This is a genomic window from Acinetobacter sp. QJM3NY_42, from assembly GCF_056173745.1.
This window is the reverse complement of sequence record NZ_CM149689.1, coordinates 1,007,054-1,023,508: the sequence shown is the minus strand read 5'-3', so window position 1 is coordinate 1,023,508 and position 16,455 is coordinate 1,007,054. Positions and strand designations below refer to the sequence as shown.

The window sequence follows — 16,455 nt, the reverse complement described above, 5'->3', positions numbered from 1 at the left end:
TACTGTATAAATATTATACACATTATAATTAATACTGGTGAAGAAATGGCACATAATATTATTTTAGTTACTTGGAATGAATCAGCACAGGCCTTTGAAAATTTTAGTAAATTTAAAGACTCCCGTATTAAGGATATTAATGAAGTTACGCTTTTAAAACGCCAAGAAAATGGTAGTTTTAAAATTGAAGAACAAATAGATCCCAAACAAAATAATGGGATTTTAAGTGGCAGCCTACTGGGTTCTTTAATTGGAATATTGGGTGGCCCACTTGGCTTACTTTTAGGTTTTACCACAGGTGCATTAATTGGTGGAACCTATGATATTAATCGTGAACAAGATGATTTAGCTGTACTGGCTAGAATTAGCCAAGCATTGCCCCTCGGCACTGTGGGTATACTCATTGATATTCATGAAGAGTCTGAAGATTTTATTGATGCGCTTTTTGAAAAAACCGGAGCAACAATTTATCGCTGGGATTATGAAGATGTACAGGCAGAAATTGAAGCCAGTATTGAAACCTGGCAAGAAACTCAACGTATTGCAAACTTGACTTTGAAAGAACAGAAGAAAGCTGAGCATAAAGCAAGACGTCAAGCTAAATGGGAAGCTTTTAAATCCCATTTCCATCGTGAGCATGCTAAATAATTTCTCTGTATAATTGTCCTGTTTTTACATCAATATAATTTCCTATTAAAAAAGCTCACTTTAGTGAGCTTTTTTAATCCGACTTCACAATAATCTTAAAGTTCTGGATCACGCATCTGTACCAGATTGGAACTGGCTTTAGCCAAGGTATCCATTACTTTATTTAGTACTGCTGGCACCAGTGCATCTGCCATTTGCGCGGCCTGAAGACCCAGTTTTTCGCCTAAGGTTGGTTTACGGCGAGTTGAAATAACATACACATCATGCTGTGGTAGAGCACTCAGTAAATACTCATCTGAAGTTTTCAGCTCATCTACTAAATTTAAATCTAGAGCATCCTGACCATACCAATGCTCACCTGTTGCTACTTTCTCAACATTTAGTTTTGGGCGGTATTTTTCTACAAAATGCTTAAACAAAGCATGGGTCTGTTGCAGTTCCTGCTCAAATTTGGCTTTACCTTCTGGCGTATTTTCGCCGAACATAGTAACAGTACGCTTATATTCGCCTGCAGTATAAAGCTCAAAATCGACATTATGTTCTTTTAATAAACGGTTAAAATTTGGTACCTGAGCCACAACACCAATTGAACCAACAACAGCAAATGGTGCGGTAATAATTTCATTTGCAATACAGGCCATCATATAACCACCGCTGGCAGCAACCTTGTCTACACAGATAGTTAAGTGAAATCCTGCATCACGTAAACGCACCAGCTGTGCTGCTGCGAGTCCATAACCATGTACCATTCCACCCGGACTTTCCAGACGCACCACTACACGGTCTTTTCCTGCTTTAGCCGTTGCCAGAATCAAGGTGATTTCTTCACGCAGATTTTCAACAGCTGAAGCTTGTACGTCGCCTTTAAAATCGATGACATAAATTTTCTGGTTATTTTTTTTACGTGCCCGCCCTTCTTTTGCCAGTTGTTGAGCAAGTTGCAATAATTCGAGTTTAGACACTGTTGTCTGCGCAATTTTTTTTCGTTGTTCATTGACACGCGCATTAAGATGGCTAATACGAATCTCTGCGGGTAACTTTGGCGTATGAAATAACATAAAAAATCTATTCTCAGTTTAATTCGGTTTGTATCTTTAGATTAGGTCACTACTGGCATTTTTCAATAGCCTTATTATGTTTGTTATTTGCTCGTTCTTGTCTGATCAATAAAGCATATTGATTCATGATTGCTTTGATGGCGAATAAACGGAAATATATCCAAAATAATCCTGAATATAATACACCTATAATGAAGGCATTTACTGGCCACCAAGTTTGAATCCAGAAGTTACCACGTCGGCCATTTTCAAAAGGGGTAAGCAGTGAGTACATCAGAATAAATAAGGCCAGGAACAGAAGAATAAAGCAATATTCTTTAAAAGGGGTATGCATAAAAGGTTCTTTACCTTTAAGTTGAGCAATGCAATAACGATACATTTTAAAATCAGAATTTGCCTTAATATAAGCTCGCCATTTTTGGCCAACCTTAATATTACTTTTTTGTCGTTTTAACCAAAAATAAAGTACAAAGCCGATTAGACTCGATACAACTACAAAGATGTCGTATAACCAGCGATGATAATTGGTCATTCCCGGACTTTGAGATGTTGCAAACAAGCCATGATGGGGTATTAAAGTTGCAAGAGCTATACTCAATCCTACCATCAGCATAGCAAAATATTGATCTATATATTTGGTGCCAAACAGAACCTGGAATAAGTCTTTTAAAGCATGTTTCGAAATTTTTGCGTATTCTCGTTCTTCCGGCGTCAATTGCATTATTTTTTTAGCATGAAATTTTTATATCTCGCATCATAACAAAAAAACAGAGTATCAAGACTCTGTTTTTTTAAAATCTCAGGTTAAATAATTAGCCGAAGCGTCCTGTAATATAAGCTTCAGTCAATTGATGATCAGGCTGTGTAAAAACCTTTTCTGTAGAGTTGACCTCAATCAGATCACCTAAATGGAAATAAGCTGTCCGGTCAGATACACGCGCTGCCTGCTGCATCGAGTGAGTTACAATCGCAATAGTATACTGATTCGAAAGCTCCGAAATCAGTTCCTCTACCTTTGCAGTCGCAATCGGGTCAAGTGCAGAACATGGCTCATCCATTAATATCACTTCTGGACTTACCGCAATAGTACGGGCAATACATAAGCGCTGTTGCTGTCCACCTGAAAGTCCTGTACCAGGCTGATTCAAACGGTCTTTGACCTCATCCCAAAGTCCAGCCTTACGTAGGCTGTTTTCGACAATTTCTTCAAGGTCGTATTTGTCACGTGCCAGACCGTGCAGTTTAGGCCCATAAGCAACATTATCAAAAATCGATTTTGGAAACGGATTCGGCTTCTGGAACACCATTCCGACCTGTGCACGCAGTAATACGACATCCAGATTTGGATCATATATATCTTGCTGATCCAGTGTTACTTTTCCTGTAACCCGGCAGCTGTCAATAGTATCGTTCATGCGGTTCAAAGTACGCAAAAATGTTGATTTACCACAGCCTGATGGTCCAATGAATGCAATCACTTCATTTTCATAAATTTCAAGGTCAATTCCTTTGATCGCTTCTGTTTCGCCATAATAAACATGGACATCATCAGTGCAGATTTTGACTTTGTGTGCTGTTTCTTTTTTAGACGCTGCAGATGTATCGAACTGGGATACAAACGAAGTTGCAGATGTCTTGCCTGATCCGGTGACAGGTATTTGGGTTGGTTCTGAATTCACGGACGGTTCCTGCTTGTAAGCATTCATAACATTAGTATTCATATCTTGTCCTCAATTACCAGCGTACTTCAAATTTCTTACGTAACCAGATGGCCAAGCTGTTTAGGCCAATCATGAGTGCCAGCAGTACAATAATGGCGGCTGCTGTACGCCCTTCAAAAAAGTTACGTAATTCATTGCCCTGCCACAGAAAAATCTGTACAGGTAAAGCCGTGGATTGATCTAATGGGGAGGTTGGCACACTGGCCACAAAGGCACTCATACCAATCAATAATAGAGGAGCTGTTTCGCCTAGTGCCTGCGCTACCCCAATAATTGCACCGGTTAAAATTCCTGGTAATGCAAGAGGTAACACATGATGAAAAATAGTTTGTACACGGGATGCACCCAAACCTAATGCAGCTTGACGAATTGAGGGAGGTACAGCTTTTAACGAGGCCCGTGTTGTGATAATAACCGTAGGCAATGTCATCAAACTCAGTACCAGACCACCCACTAACGGTGCCGATAATGGCAGATGCATCCAGCCAATAAAGATCGCAGCACCTAGTAAACCAAATACAATTGAAGGTACAGCGGCCAGGTTATTGATATTTACTTCAATAATATCGGTAATATAATTTTTTGGCGCAAATTCTTCCAGATAAATCGCACTTGCCACACCGATTGGAATCGAGATAAAGATGACAATCAGCATCATAAACAGCGAACCCATAAAAGCGCCAGCCAGTCCTGACGTTGCAGGAGAACTACGCGAATCGGGATTCGTAAAGATTTGAGTATTAAATGAAGTGGTCAATACACCTTGTGCTTCCATTTCATCTGCAAGCTTGCGTACTTCTGGACTTAACTGCTGCTGCTCATCCGGAAGATCACGGTCAATCTGGCCACGCACCCAGACATCCACATTGGCATCAGCCAAAATCTTGATATCTTGAGTTTTACCAATTAAAGCGGGATTTTCAAATACCATATCGCGTAATCGGTAAGATTCCGAGCTGGTATAAATCTCCCCTAGCTCATCACGCTGTGGCGCCAGTGCAGGTGCTTTAGAAATAATACCATTTACGATCAAGGCATCCCAATCTACCATACCCATCTTTGTTTGCCAGGCAATGTAACGCCCCTGGAACTGGGCTGGACTTTCGCCTGCTTTTTGAACTGGACGTGGTCCGGCGTCAATAATATTAGGGTCAAAATATACAGGTACCGACATACCAGCTTGCCAGAACGCGGGCAAACCTTTAATCAGAATACTGCCAAAAAGTAAAGCCACAAAGAATAGCCCGGCCATTACTGCACTAAAGCCAGCAATACGGAAGATTTTCTCTTTACGATGACGCTTACTGAGTGATTTGGCAATTCTGTCTTTACGTTTTGCGCGCAAATCGGCAGCAGCTTGAGCATCGAATATATCTTTTTGGCCCAGCGGAGAAGTATTGGATGTACTCATTCGTATTGCTCGCGGTATTTACGCACAATGTAAAGTGCAACAATGTTAAGACCCAAAGTAATTACAAACAGGGTTAAGCCCAAGGCAAACGCCACCAGTGCCTGTGGACTGGCGAAATCAGTGTCACCAGTAAGTTGGTTAACGATAGTAACTGTTACTGTAGAGACAGCTTCTAGTGGGTTACCGTGCAGGATTGGACTGTTACCCGCAGCCAGCACCACGATCATGGTCTCGCCAATGGCACGTGAAGCAGCTAGCAAAAAGGCACCAATAATTCCGGGTAAAGCTGCTGGAAGTACCACCTGCCGAATGGTTTCAGACTTGGTCGCTCCAAGTCCCAGTGAACCGTCCCGTAGTGAACGCGGCACCTGAGTAATAATGTCATCTGACAGTGAAGAAACAAAAGGAATAATCATAATTCCCATCACAAAACCGGCAGTCAGTGCACTGGTTGCATTGATATGCAGGCCAACCGTATCTCCCAGCATCTTAAAGAACGGGCCAATGACCATTAAAGCAAAGACACCATAAACAATCGTAGGAATACCCGCCAGAATCTCAATAGTGGGCTTCGCCCAGGAACGTAAACCTGGAGATGCATATTCAGCCAGATAAATCGCAATTAACAGTCCAATTGGGACAGCTACCAGCAAAGCGATAGCACTGACCATGAGTGTGCCCCAGATCAGTGGCAACAAACCATAACTGCCTTCTGCGCCACCTGATGTACTAAAGCCCGGATTCCACTCTGTTCCAAAAAAGAATTCCAGAGGACTGACGAACTGGAAAAAGCGCATTGCTTCACTAAACATCGAAAGTACAATGCCAATCGTGGTCAGAATAGCAACTCCTGAACATAAAATCAGGCCAATATTAATGGCTTTTTCGACCTGATTACGTGCTCGGTACTGCTGACTTACATGTTTTTTTGCCCAGACCAGACCACCTAGCGCTACAGCAATAACCACAGCCATTTTGGCAAAGTTACCAATCATCTGGAATTTGGCTAACTGCTCTGCCGCTGCAACTTCATAAGCTGCTGGTTGATCACTTACCCCAAAACCTGATGCAATTGCCCTGATTCGCTCAACGATAACATCCAGTCCAGCAGGGTCCAGTGCCGCTACAGTCGCTGCCGGTATATTATTGAGGATAATATGCTTTAGAATATTTGGCTCAACCAGATTCCACACAATTAAAATTATAAAAGCCGGTATACCACACCATAATGCAACCAGTGCGCCATAATAGCCCGGACGCGAATGCAGACTGGCAGAATTATTCTCTTTACCTGCCAGTTTACGGCTTTTGGTGAGCCCAACCTGATAAGCAATTGCAATCAGCGCCAGTAACACTCCAATGAGCAGCAGATTCATGTATTCTCCACAATTCTTTCACATGACCGCATGAAAAAATCTTATTTATGCGAAAGCTGATGGCAGGTCTTCCCTGCCATCAGTCTTGAATAAGTCCACCTTACTGAACAGTTTTACCTGCTTTAAAATTTGCCAGTACTTTGGCACGTTCTGAGTCAGACAGTGAAATCAAGCCAGCCTTTTCAAGTTTAGAACCTTTACCTGAAACCTTTTTATTCAGGAAGTATTCTACATACTGCTCAAGTCCTTTGACTGATTTCAGGTGCTCACCTTTTACATAGAAGAACAGTGGACGGGAAACAGGGTACTTACCAGAAAGGATAGTTGCTTCAGACGGTGTTACATTATTTACTGTTGCTACACGCAGGCGGTCACGGTTCTGGTCATAAAAACCTAGACCAAATACACCAACTGCGCTCGGATTTGTTTTCAGACGGCTGAGTGTTTCAGTATAGTCACCTGAGATTTCAATGACACGACCATCTTTACGGAAAGTCGAACATACAGTTTTTTGAGTATCTTTATCTAGATTCTTGTTGTACTCATATGCTTTACAGCCCAGATCAACCATTTTTTCCTGGAACACTTCACGTGTACCGTGGTTAGATGCTGGAATAACTAAAGTAATCGGTTCATTTGGCAAGGTCTTGTCAATCTGGTTCCAGCGAGTATACGGGTTAGCAACCAGTTTACCTTTAGAAGGCAGTTTTTCTGCCAGTGCCGCATATACATGGTAAGGCTTTAACTTGAAGGCTGCCTTGTTGGCATTTGATGCAAATACAATACCGTCATAACCGATCTTGATTTCCTGAACTTTGTTTACACCAGCTTTTTTACAGCTAGCAAGTTCAGTATCTTTAATTTCACGTGATGCATTTGCAATATCAATTGTATTGTCGCCTACACCCTGACAGAACTGTTTTAGTCCGCCCGAAGTGCCACCAGAACCTACAACTGGTGTTTTAAATTGTGGAAAAGTATTACCAAACTCTTCAGCAACAATACTCGCATATGGAAGGACGGTTGAAGAACCGGCAATCTGAATGGTATCGCGAGCCGCATTCGCGGTTGTTGCTGCAGCTGCCCCAGTAACTGCTAAAATGATGCCAACATGACGTGGATTTAAGTGCATTCTCTTCTCTCTTAATTTTGCAATTTTTCCGTACTCCACTTGTTTACAGTGTTAGTACATTTTGGATAAGTGCATTTTGAGTTTAAAATATGACAAATAAGTTACACCTTTATGACACTTTCATGATCTCATCTACAGCATTTCATGCATTAAATTAACTATATAATTATATTAGATTTTTTATTTTAATTTTTTTTAAATAACAAGATTAAGCATTTAAAATTATATTAAAAAGATTGGGTCAAAAATTTAATCCCTACGTCTCATAAACAAGAATTAATTCTGTATCACTTTTATTAAGGTAGTTTTTCACTGTAATAGATCTCTACAGATTCTGAACTATCTTAAAAAATTTCAGTGGGACTAATCTATAAAAGTTAGAATTAAGCTTTCTATATTTAGAAGAGGTGATATAGCTCATTACATAAATAGTGTACTAGCTAACAGATATTTAAGCCTAATAAGAATTTTATCAATGAGTCCCCTGCTATGGGAGTGCGATCAAGCAGAGCATTTGTATACCTTCTCCAGACCTATAAATAGAAATTTATAGATTGAAGTATTCTAATATCCTCAGTTAAAAAAATTTTAAAGAAAGTGTTTAATACCTGAAATCTAAAAACTGGACTATTGGTTTATAGATTTATCTTAAAATATTTATTTTTCATTAAGTTATAGTTCTAGCATAAAAATATAAAATCCACTTTAAAATCAGGGCTTACTCCAGTTTTCAAACCTCCTCTTAAATTGATAAAAAGAGATCATTCGATCTCTCTTTATATAGAAAACAAAATATTTAAATAATTGTTTTTAAGGATTAGGCTGGATCCCGCCAGTCAATACAACATTTCTTTTGCGATAATAGACAAAATACATAATGGCCAGTGCACTGAGCCATACAGGTGCCAAAATAACGGCTGAGCGCATATCTGGTGTCAGGCTCATGATCGTTAAAATGAAAAACATAAAAGCAATCGTTAAATAATTTGTCCAAGGACTGGCAATAGCTTTAAATGCAGTCAGCCTGTGTTGCTGCTTCATCACTTTTACAAACTTCAAATGAGTGACTGAAATCATAAGCCAGTTAATTACTAATGCAGCAACCACCAGCATCATAAGAAAACCAAACGCTTTTTCTGGAATAATATAGTTAATGACTACACAAAGTGCAGTAATCGAACCGGATACAGCCAAGGCTGCGACTGGAATTCCACGGCGATTCACTTTTTTTAGAAACTGCGGTGCATTGCCCTGCTCTGCCAGTCCGTGCAGCATACGACTATTACAGTAAATACAACTGTTATAAACTGAAACTGCTGCGATCAGTACGACCAGATTCAAGACATTGGCTACACTATGATTATTTAAAGACTGGAAAATTAGTACAAATGGGCTCCCCCCTTGCGCCACCTGATTCCAGGGATATAAACTCAACAGAATACCGATTGCGCCAATATAAAAAATCAAGATACGGTAAACAATCTGGTTTGTAGCTTTTGGAATATTTTTCTCAGGATTTTGTGTTTCTGCGGCTGCAATTCCTATTAGCTCTAGTCCGCCAAATGCAAACATAATAGCTGCCATAGCCATTACCAGGCCAGAAATACCATTTGGGAAAAATCCGCCGTGCTGCCATAAATTGGCTATTCCGGCTTCTGGCCCAGCGGCACCTGAAAACAATAAATAGGCACCAAAACCAATCATGCTCAAGATGGCAATAATTTTAATGCAGGAAAATAAAAATTCTGTTTCTCCAAAAAAACGGACATTAATAAAGTTAATGCCATTAATTAGTATAAAAAACCCCATTGCAGTAATCCAGGTGGGTATTTCAGGCCACCAGAACTGTATAAATGTTCCAATAGCACTCAATTCAGCCATGCTTACCAGTACATATAGAACCCAGTAATTCCACCCAGACATGAAACCTGCCATACGGCCCCAATATTTATTGGCAAAATAGCTAAATGAACCGCTCACAGGTTCCTCTACCACCATTTCTCCCAGTTGACGCATAATGAGGAAAGCGATGATGCCTGCAATTGCATACCCCAGTAAAACTGAAGGGCCAGCAAGTTTAATGGTTTGTGAAATTCCCAGAAATAATCCGGTTCCAATAGCGCCTCCTAGTGCAATCAGCTGTATATGCCGGTTAGAGAGACCTTTCTTCAATGTATTTTGATTTGTGTCCACAGTTTTATCTCCATTGAAGGCGTAATATCCTTTACACCCTTTATCATTGTTTAGAGAAATTAAGTCAGGAGCACCGAGTAAAAACCAGTGCTCCTCAAGGTCGGATTAAAATAATTTATAAAAAAATAACCGATTGATTTTTAAAAAATTAGAAAGATATTGCATTTTTGCATTCTACGTAGTGCTGTTCTGTTTTAAGTTTTTGGTAGCCGAAATTACCATAGTCATAACGCGCTACGACATCAGCAAATTTAAGCAGGCTCACCGGAGCATCCATTGCCGGTAATTTAAGTTCAATCAGGCTTAACCCATCATATGCCCCTACCTGATCTAACGCATTTTTTAGTTGGCCAGCGGTCTCGACCATACAGGTCTGATATTTTTCTTTACCATTGAACACCTGTACCAATTCAGTATATTTCCAGTTCTGAATATCGTTATAGCTGGCATTTTCACCCAGAATTAATCGTTCAATCGTATAACCCCCATTGTTGAGTACAAAAATAATGGGTTTGAGACCATAACGGATAATCGTAGAAAGCTCCTGCACTGTAAGTTGTAATGAACCATCACCAATAAATAAAATTTGCCGACGTTTTGGTGCAGCGAGTAAACTGCCGAGTAATGCAGGTAAGGTATAACCGATTGAGCCCCATATAGGCTGGCAGATATACTTGGCAGTTACCGGTAAACGTAGCCCAGATAATGCTGTATTTGATGTTCCCACTTCACCCAGAATTACATCATCTGCTTTAAAGAAATTACCAATATATTTCCAAAGGATTTCATGCGACAGCTTCTGGTGTTCTGATACCTGAATTCGCTCAGTGGCTGGCGTCTCAAGTGTAGGTTTAAGTGACTTTTTAGCTGTGACCCGTAGATTCAGTGCTGTCAGCAATTCGCCAATTTCAATTCCCGGGAAGTTTTTACGTGCAGTATTGACTTCATACCGTTTAATTTCAATATAGCTGTCTTTATTGATTTTATGTGAAAACATACCCGTACCAATATCGGTAAATCTGGCTCCGATTCCAATCAGGCAGTCTGAACATTCGATCAGATTTCTTACAGATAGTTGACTGGCCGCACCAACATACACACCTGCATAATGTGGCGATGATTCATCCATAATATTTTTAGCTGTGGGAAGACAGGCATAAGAGATACCTGTTTTGGCAGAAAGTTCAGCTAATAATGTTGTGACATTAAAAATATCGGCTTCATTATCAATTAGTAGAGCAGGTTTTTTTGCTTGAGATAAGCATTTAAATAATTCGTCTACTGCCTGTTCAAGTATTTCAGGATCACTTACCGGACGTTCCAGACACAGCGGTTGATCATCTATCTGAATCTTCACATGGGTAATATCGGAAGGCAGCTGAATATGTACTGGACGGCGTTCTAGCGCGCACTGGCGCAGTACCCGGTCAATTTCTGAAGCAGCATTAGCAGGTGTCAGACGGGTCTGGGCTACCGTAAACTCACGCATGCAGTTCATAATATTGTCATAATTACCATCAACCAAGGTATGATGTATTAAAGCACCCTGAGTAACAGCATGCAGTGGTGGAATGCCTGAAATATGGATTAGGGGTACATTCTCTGTATAGGCCCCCGCAATTCCATTAATGGCGCTCAGGTCACCAACACCGTAAGTGGTGGCCAATGCAGAGAAACCATTAATACGCGCATAACCATCAGCAGCATATGCTGCGTTAAGTTCATTACAGTTACCAATGAATTCAATTTTCGAGTCAGCTTCAATTTGTTCCAGATAAGATAGGTTGAAATCACCTGGCACACCAAAAATATGCTTGATACCCAGTTCGCTTAACCGTTTATTTAAAAAATTACCGATTTCCATGAACATTTTTATCATCCTTCTCATCTATTTTTATTCCATAGAAAGATAATATTTCATCTAAAACTTATATTTCATGCATAATCGAAACGGATTTTAATAAAAATACATGATATGTGTATCATAAAGGAATAAGGTGCATATAATGGATAAATTTGACTGGCAAATCATTCAGGCGCTGCAGAGAAATGGCAGATTGACCAATCAGGAAATGGGTGAGCTTATTGGACTGTCAGCATCACAATGCTCGCGCAGACGGCAATTTCTAGAACAGAAAGGAATCATCATCGGGTATACCGCGCGTATTCACCAGCAAGCTTTAGGCCTTGAAGTTACCGCAATGGTACATGTAAATTTAAGAGTACATGAGGCCAAAAACCAGCTAGCATTTCAGGAGCTGATTGAAAGTGAAGAATGCATACAGGATGCTTTTTCTTTAAGTGGTGATGCAGATTTTATTTTAAAAGTAGTAGCAGAAAATCTGGAGCAACTTTCGCACTTTGTGACAGAAAAGTTATTATCTTGTGATTTTATTGGTCACATAAAATCTTACATTGTTTTGAAAAAATTTAAAGAACAGAATCAATTTATGCTCAAGAATAAAGTTCCCTCCTATACTTCCTAAATTACTCCATACGAAAAAATCTATGACGAGAGAAACTCCAGATTATTAATCCACCATAATAAAAAGCCGGTATCATAGACACCGGCTTTTTATAGGAACAATGTTTAGGCAATCGGCGGAGTATAACTACCCTGCTGGATTGATTCCTTGATTCGGTCAGCTTCGGTTAAAACCAGATCAAGTAAATTCTTTACATTTTCTAGTGTTGCTACCGGGCTCAAGGTCGTCATTTTCAGAGACTGAACCTGCCCCACTTTAGTTACGCCAATATTAGCTTCACCGCGGGCAAACAGCTCATCTGCTACATTCTGGTTCAATGCATCTAAAAATTCAGCTGGATATCCTGCTGGAACAACACGGAACAATACTGATGCGAATTGTGGTTCAACCAGAAGTTCCAGATCATCAGTTGCTTTGATGTAGTCTGCTACTTCACGTGTCAATTTCACGCCATGATCAATCATTGAACCATAAAGCTCTTCACCCAGTGCTTCAACCGTCATCCATAATTTCAACGCATCGAAACGACGTGTTGTTTGTAAAGACTTAGACACCAGGTTCGGCACGCCATGCTCTTCATCATAAGCTGAGTTCAGGTATTCTGCTTCATAGTGCATGAAACGGTAGTTCGCTTCATCTTTAAGCAAAAACGCGCCACAAGAAATGGTTTGAAAATAATGTTTATGAAAATCGAGTGTCACAGAATCAGACAACTCGATACCATCTAGCATAGAGCGATAATCATTAGACAGAATCAGTGCACCACCCCATGCTGCATCAATATGCATCCACGCACCATATTTATTGGTAATTTCACGGATCTGTTTTAAAGGATCGATTGCACCGGCATCGGTTGTACCTGCGGTTGCCACTACACATGCCACAATCTTGCCTTCAGACTGAAGGTGAGCCATGGTTTTTTCCAGTGCATCGACATCCATCTGGGCATTTTCGTTCACAGGAACAGTGACTACTGACTGGAAACCCATCCCCATCATTGCCATGTTCTTCTGCACAGAGAAATGTGCATTTTCAGAACAGATGACTTTGACATTACGCATTGCTTCTGCAGGAATACCATCACGCTGAACAGACCACGGATTACCGTTTTCATCTTTCCAGTTTTTCGCGATACAGGCATCACGCGCAAGTAATACGCCCATCAAGTTTGATTGTGTACCACCTGAGGTAAATACACCTGCCTGACCTGAACCATAACCTACTTTTTGGCGTAACCAGTCAATCAGTTGCACTTCCATCAATGATCCGGCTGGGCTTTGATCCCATGAATCCATTGACTGGTTAGTTGCATTGATGAGTACTTCAGCAATCTGGCTTGCCACCATAGTTGGGCAATGCAGATGCGCCAGCGAATGTGGATGGTGTACTTTCAGACTTTTATTCAGAAAAAGCTCAACCATACGTTCAAGCGATTTCTGTACACCCAACCCTTCTTTAGAAGGATGAAAGGCGATTGCTTCACGGAGTTCCTTGATACTGCCGCCAGTATACATTTTATCGTTTTGCAACCATGCTGCTACGGCTTTAGTCGCCTGTTCCATTGCTGACTCATAGTCAGCAATGGATTGAGCATCATTGCAGAGTAACGCTTTACGGTGTTCTGCAAAATCTACCATGAATTATACGCCTCGAACTGCAACAAGAGCTTCAGCAACTGCTTTCTTAAAGCGAGCAATTACTTCTACACATTCTTCCTGAGTAATGATCAGCGGACAAAGTAAACGAATTACTGTACCGTTACGACCACCTTTTTCAAGCAGCAGTTTATGATTAAAACACGCTGCCTGAATTGCAGCAGCCAGTTGACCATCAGCAGGATAAGCACCAATATGATTTGGCTGCTGGCGCTCGTCAACGATTTCAATACCGATCATCAAGCCGCGACCACGTACGTGGCCGATACATGGAAATTCAGCTGCCAGATTTTTCAGTTCAGACTGCAAGAACTCACCACGATCATGAGCATTCTGTGCAAGATTTTGCTCTTGAATAACCTGAAGTGACGCAAGGCCTGTACCCATGGCCAATTGGTTACCACGGAATGTACCAGTATGGCCTGCTGGCTGCCATGCATCAAACTTGCGCTTAATACCTAAAACTGCAAGTGGCAAGCTACCGCCAACTGCTTTAGACATCACCACAACATCAGGTTCAATTCCAGCATGCTCAAAGGCAAACATCTTACCTGAACGCGCAAAGCCTGCCTGAACTTCGTCCAGAATCAACACGATATTGTGTTTTTCAGTCACTTCACGAATCTTTTGCAACCATTTAGTTGGGGCAACAACTACGCCACCTTCACCCTGAATTGCTTCAAGAATAACAGCCGCCGGCTTGGTAACACCACTTTCAACATCTTCAATAAACTGTTCAAAGTAATAAGTTAAAGCGTCTACGCCCGCTTCACCACCTAGACCCAATGGGCAACGGTATTCATGCGGATACGGCATAAACTGTACACCCGGCATTAAACCATTGACTGCATTTTTAGCAGACAGGTTGCCTGTCATGGCAAGTGAACCATGTGTCATGCCATGATAGCCACCAGAAAAACTGATAACAGAGCTACGACCAGTATAGGTTTTTGCAAGTTTAATCGCTGCTTCAGTTGCATCGGCGCCTGATGGACCGCAGAACTGTAAACAGTAAGCTTCCTGACCACCTGGCAGAGATGCCAGTAGTGCTTCAGTAAAAGCATCTTTTAAAGGAGTCGTTAAATCCAGTGTATGTAATGGAAGACCACTTGCAAGTGTCTCCTGGATACTTTGAATCACCGCAGGATGATTATGACCTAAAGCCAATGTACCTGCCCCAGCTAAACAATCAAGGTACTTTGTACCTTCCACATCGGTAACCCAGCAACCATGTGCTTGTGCGATCGCTAACGGCAATTTGCGCGGATAACTACGTACATTCGATTCCATCTGACTTTGGCGAGTCAAATAATATTCGTTGGTGGAATTGGTGGCAGGGTTTACAGAAGTAACGCTCATATCGGATTACCATCTCTGATAAGGGTAAAAGAAAATAAGTCTGGTGACTTTTGGTCCTTTGACTCGGTGCTTGTTAAGAATCTAGTGAAGACACAAGGTTTTAATATCTTATTACTAGGAGCGCGATGATACCTAATTTTTAAAGAAAAAAAACATTTTTTGTGTACTTTCATAACCGCGTTTTATTGGAAAAAACGTAGAGGTTAAGCACTAAATAAAATTATCTATTGAGTATGTGACACGCTCAAGAATTTACCAAATCAACTATATATAATGGTCAACTCATGATTGCAAGCTATTACTTTACTAAAATACTGATAATAAAAAATTTATCCTTAAATATTTTTTATAAAATGTTGAATAGGCTATTACAAAGCCACTACGATTTCTTCAAAAATTCAACATTTGTTATCATTAATATATTTATATAAAGCAATAAAACTTTCTAAAACGAACAAAAGGCTTTCTCATGCGTTATCTTGCTCTTGCCACCTTAGTTACCACTGCTGCTCTTAGTACTCATATTTTCGCTCAGGAAAATGAGAAACTGAATTATAACCTGGTCAATATTCAGGCCGAAGCGAGCCGTCAAATCTCAAATGATGAAATGCATGCCATACTTTTTATAGAAAAAAGTAATAAACAGCCTGCCGAGCTTTCAGCACAGATTAATCAGTTAATGAACTGGGCCATGAATATTGCGCGTAAATATCCGCAGGTTAAGGTAGAAACAGGTTCACAAACAACCTATCCGGTATATGACAATGATAGTCGTAAACTCAAAGAGTGGCGTGGTCGTGCAGAAATTCAGCTGGAAGGTACAGATTTTCGTATGACCAGCCAGCTCATTAGTGAACTGCAGCAACAATTCCAGACAGAATCAATTAATTTTACGGTATCCGATGCGCAGCGCAAAAAAGTTGAAAATGAGCTGATGGTAGAAGCTTCCAAAAACTTTCAGCAGCGTGCACAGTTGCTCTCGCAAGCATGGAATAAAGGCTCATATAATCTGGTTAGTTTAAACCTGAATACCAATAATTATTTCCCCCAGCCTTTAATGCGCAGCAGTATGGCAAAATTTGCTACAGCTGAGGCAGCTCCTGTACAGGATGTTGCCGCTGGTGAATCTAAAGTTACAGTTAATGCTAACGGTACCATTCAGTTCAGATAATCTATTTTTTGCTAACAATGCCTGAAAGTTAATTTCTTTCGGGCATTTTTTTATACACTAACACCGGTTTTTTCTTTCTAGATATTAAATTTTAAAAATTATTTTTACATAGAGACCAAGAAAACTAAGGCTTATATAAATATCTGAAAATTCCTATATTAACTTTAAAAAATATAAATGAATTAAAGAGTCATTGAAGGTTAATTCGTCATACTTCTCAACCTTGAATATATTCATCAGTATTC

13 protein-coding genes are annotated in these 16,455 nt (G+C 40.4%); 3 read left to right on the top strand and 10 right to left on the bottom strand.

Annotated features, from left to right (window positions below; all coding sequences use genetic code 11):
- Nucleotides 1–45 precede the first annotated feature (45 nt).
- Nucleotides 46–648, top strand: a complete 603-nt coding sequence (locus AC0VYT_RS04740) for a DUF1269 domain-containing protein (protein ID WP_005015041.1) — start codon at nucleotides 46–48, stop codon at nucleotides 646–648.
- 95 nt (nucleotides 649–743) lie between these two features.
- On the opposite strand, the gene sohB is transcribed toward AC0VYT_RS04740, so the two are convergent.
- The 8 genes from sohB to AC0VYT_RS04700 all read right to left on the bottom strand — a co-directional run bounded on the left by sohB (nucleotide 744) and on the right by AC0VYT_RS04700 (nucleotide 11,409).
- Entirely contained in the window at nucleotides 744–1,706 is a 963-nt protein-coding gene (gene sohB / locus AC0VYT_RS04735) for a protease SohB (protein WP_005015043.1), read from the bottom strand.
- A gap of 49 nt (nucleotides 1,707–1,755) precedes the next feature.
- The gene (locus AC0VYT_RS04730) at nucleotides 1,756–2,427 is read right to left on the bottom strand and encodes a hypothetical protein (RefSeq protein ID WP_005015044.1); all 672 of its coding nucleotides are present in this window, start codon (nucleotides 2,425–2,427) and stop codon (nucleotides 1,756–1,758) included.
- A gap of 91 nt (nucleotides 2,428–2,518) precedes the next feature.
- Nucleotides 2,519–3,427 (bottom strand): phosphate ABC transporter ATP-binding protein PstB, encoded by a 909-nt coding sequence (gene pstB, locus AC0VYT_RS04725; RefSeq protein WP_005015045.1) that lies wholly within the window; start codon nucleotides 3,425–3,427, stop codon nucleotides 2,519–2,521.
- 13 nt (nucleotides 3,428–3,440) lie between these two features.
- Nucleotides 3,441–4,838, bottom strand: coding sequence for a phosphate ABC transporter permease PstA (gene pstA / locus AC0VYT_RS04720; RefSeq protein WP_005015047.1), 1,398 nt, complete (start codon nucleotides 4,836–4,838; stop codon nucleotides 3,441–3,443).
- Nucleotides 4,835–6,214, bottom strand: a complete 1,380-nt coding sequence (gene pstC, locus AC0VYT_RS04715) for a phosphate ABC transporter permease subunit PstC (RefSeq protein ID WP_005015049.1) — start codon at nucleotides 6,212–6,214, stop codon at nucleotides 4,835–4,837. Before pstC ends, pstA begins: the two co-directional genes overlap by 4 nt.
- A 100-nt stretch (nucleotides 6,215–6,314) precedes the next feature.
- Nucleotides 6,315–7,346, bottom strand: coding sequence for a substrate-binding domain-containing protein (locus tag AC0VYT_RS04710; RefSeq protein ID WP_005015050.1), 1,032 nt, complete (start codon nucleotides 7,344–7,346; stop codon nucleotides 6,315–6,317).
- Nucleotides 7,347–8,156: 810 nt separating this feature from the next.
- A complete protein-coding gene (locus AC0VYT_RS04705; protein ID WP_005015051.1) occupies nucleotides 8,157–9,539 on the bottom strand; it encodes an amino acid permease in 1,383 nt (460 codons plus the stop codon).
- A 148-nt stretch (nucleotides 9,540–9,687) separates the two neighbouring features.
- Nucleotides 9,688–11,409, bottom strand: a complete 1,722-nt coding sequence (locus AC0VYT_RS04700) for an alpha-keto acid decarboxylase family protein (RefSeq protein WP_005015052.1) — start codon at nucleotides 11,407–11,409, stop codon at nucleotides 9,688–9,690.
- 136 nt (nucleotides 11,410–11,545) lie between these two features.
- On the opposite strand from AC0VYT_RS04700, the gene AC0VYT_RS04695 reads away from it, so the two are divergent.
- Nucleotides 11,546–12,025 (top strand): Lrp/AsnC family transcriptional regulator, encoded by a 480-nt coding sequence (locus AC0VYT_RS04695; protein WP_005015053.1) that lies wholly within the window; start codon nucleotides 11,546–11,548, stop codon nucleotides 12,023–12,025.
- 104 nt (nucleotides 12,026–12,129) lie between these two features.
- On the opposite strand, the gene AC0VYT_RS04690 is transcribed toward AC0VYT_RS04695, so the two are convergent.
- A complete protein-coding gene (locus tag AC0VYT_RS04690; protein ID WP_005015054.1) occupies nucleotides 12,130–13,662 on the bottom strand; it encodes a pyridoxal phosphate-dependent decarboxylase family protein in 1,533 nt (510 codons plus the stop codon).
- Nucleotides 13,663–13,665: 3 nt separating this feature from the next.
- A complete protein-coding gene (locus AC0VYT_RS04685; RefSeq protein ID WP_005015055.1) occupies nucleotides 13,666–15,039 on the bottom strand; it encodes a diaminobutyrate--2-oxoglutarate transaminase in 1,374 nt (457 codons plus the stop codon).
- A gap of 469 nt (nucleotides 15,040–15,508) precedes the next feature.
- Between AC0VYT_RS04685 and AC0VYT_RS04680 the strand changes: the two genes are divergently transcribed.
- The gene (locus AC0VYT_RS04680) at nucleotides 15,509–16,210 is read left to right on the top strand and encodes an SIMPL domain-containing protein (protein WP_005015057.1); all 702 of its coding nucleotides are present in this window, start codon (nucleotides 15,509–15,511) and stop codon (nucleotides 16,208–16,210) included.
- Nucleotides 16,211–16,455: the final 245 nt, after the last annotated feature.

Bases quoted from the DNA above. Each gene is read 5' to 3' on its own strand.
- AC0VYT_RS04740 (WP_005015041.1), top strand. From the start codon at position 46: ATGGCACATAATATTATTTTAGTTACTTGGAATGAATCAGCACAGGCC.
- sohB (WP_005015043.1), bottom strand. From the start codon at position 1,706: ATGTTATTTCATACGCCAAAGTTACCCGCAGAGATTCGTATTAGCCAT.
- AC0VYT_RS04730 (WP_005015044.1), bottom strand. From the start codon at position 2,427: ATGCAATTGACGCCGGAAGAACGAGAATACGCAAAAATTTCGAAACAT.
- pstB (WP_005015045.1), bottom strand. From the start codon at position 3,427: ATGAATACTAATGTTATGAATGCTTACAAGCAGGAACCGTCCGTGAAT.
- pstA (WP_005015047.1), bottom strand. From the start codon at position 4,838: ATGAGTACATCCAATACTTCTCCGCTGGGCCAAAAAGATATATTCGAT.
- pstC (WP_005015049.1), bottom strand. From the start codon at position 6,214: ATGAATCTGCTGCTCATTGGAGTGTTACTGGCGCTGATTGCAATTGCT.
- AC0VYT_RS04710 (WP_005015050.1), bottom strand. From the start codon at position 7,346: ATGCACTTAAATCCACGTCATGTTGGCATCATTTTAGCAGTTACTGGG.
- AC0VYT_RS04700 (WP_005015052.1), bottom strand. From the start codon at position 11,409: ATGTTCATGGAAATCGGTAATTTTTTAAATAAACGGTTAAGCGAACTG.
- AC0VYT_RS04695 (WP_005015053.1), top strand. From the start codon at position 11,546: ATGGATAAATTTGACTGGCAAATCATTCAGGCGCTGCAGAGAAATGGC.
- AC0VYT_RS04690 (WP_005015054.1), bottom strand. From the start codon at position 13,662: ATGGTAGATTTTGCAGAACACCGTAAAGCGTTACTCTGCAATGATGCT.
- AC0VYT_RS04685 (WP_005015055.1), bottom strand. From the start codon at position 15,039: ATGAGCGTTACTTCTGTAAACCCTGCCACCAATTCCACCAACGAATAT.
- AC0VYT_RS04680 (WP_005015057.1), top strand. From the start codon at position 15,509: ATGCGTTATCTTGCTCTTGCCACCTTAGTTACCACTGCTGCTCTTAGT.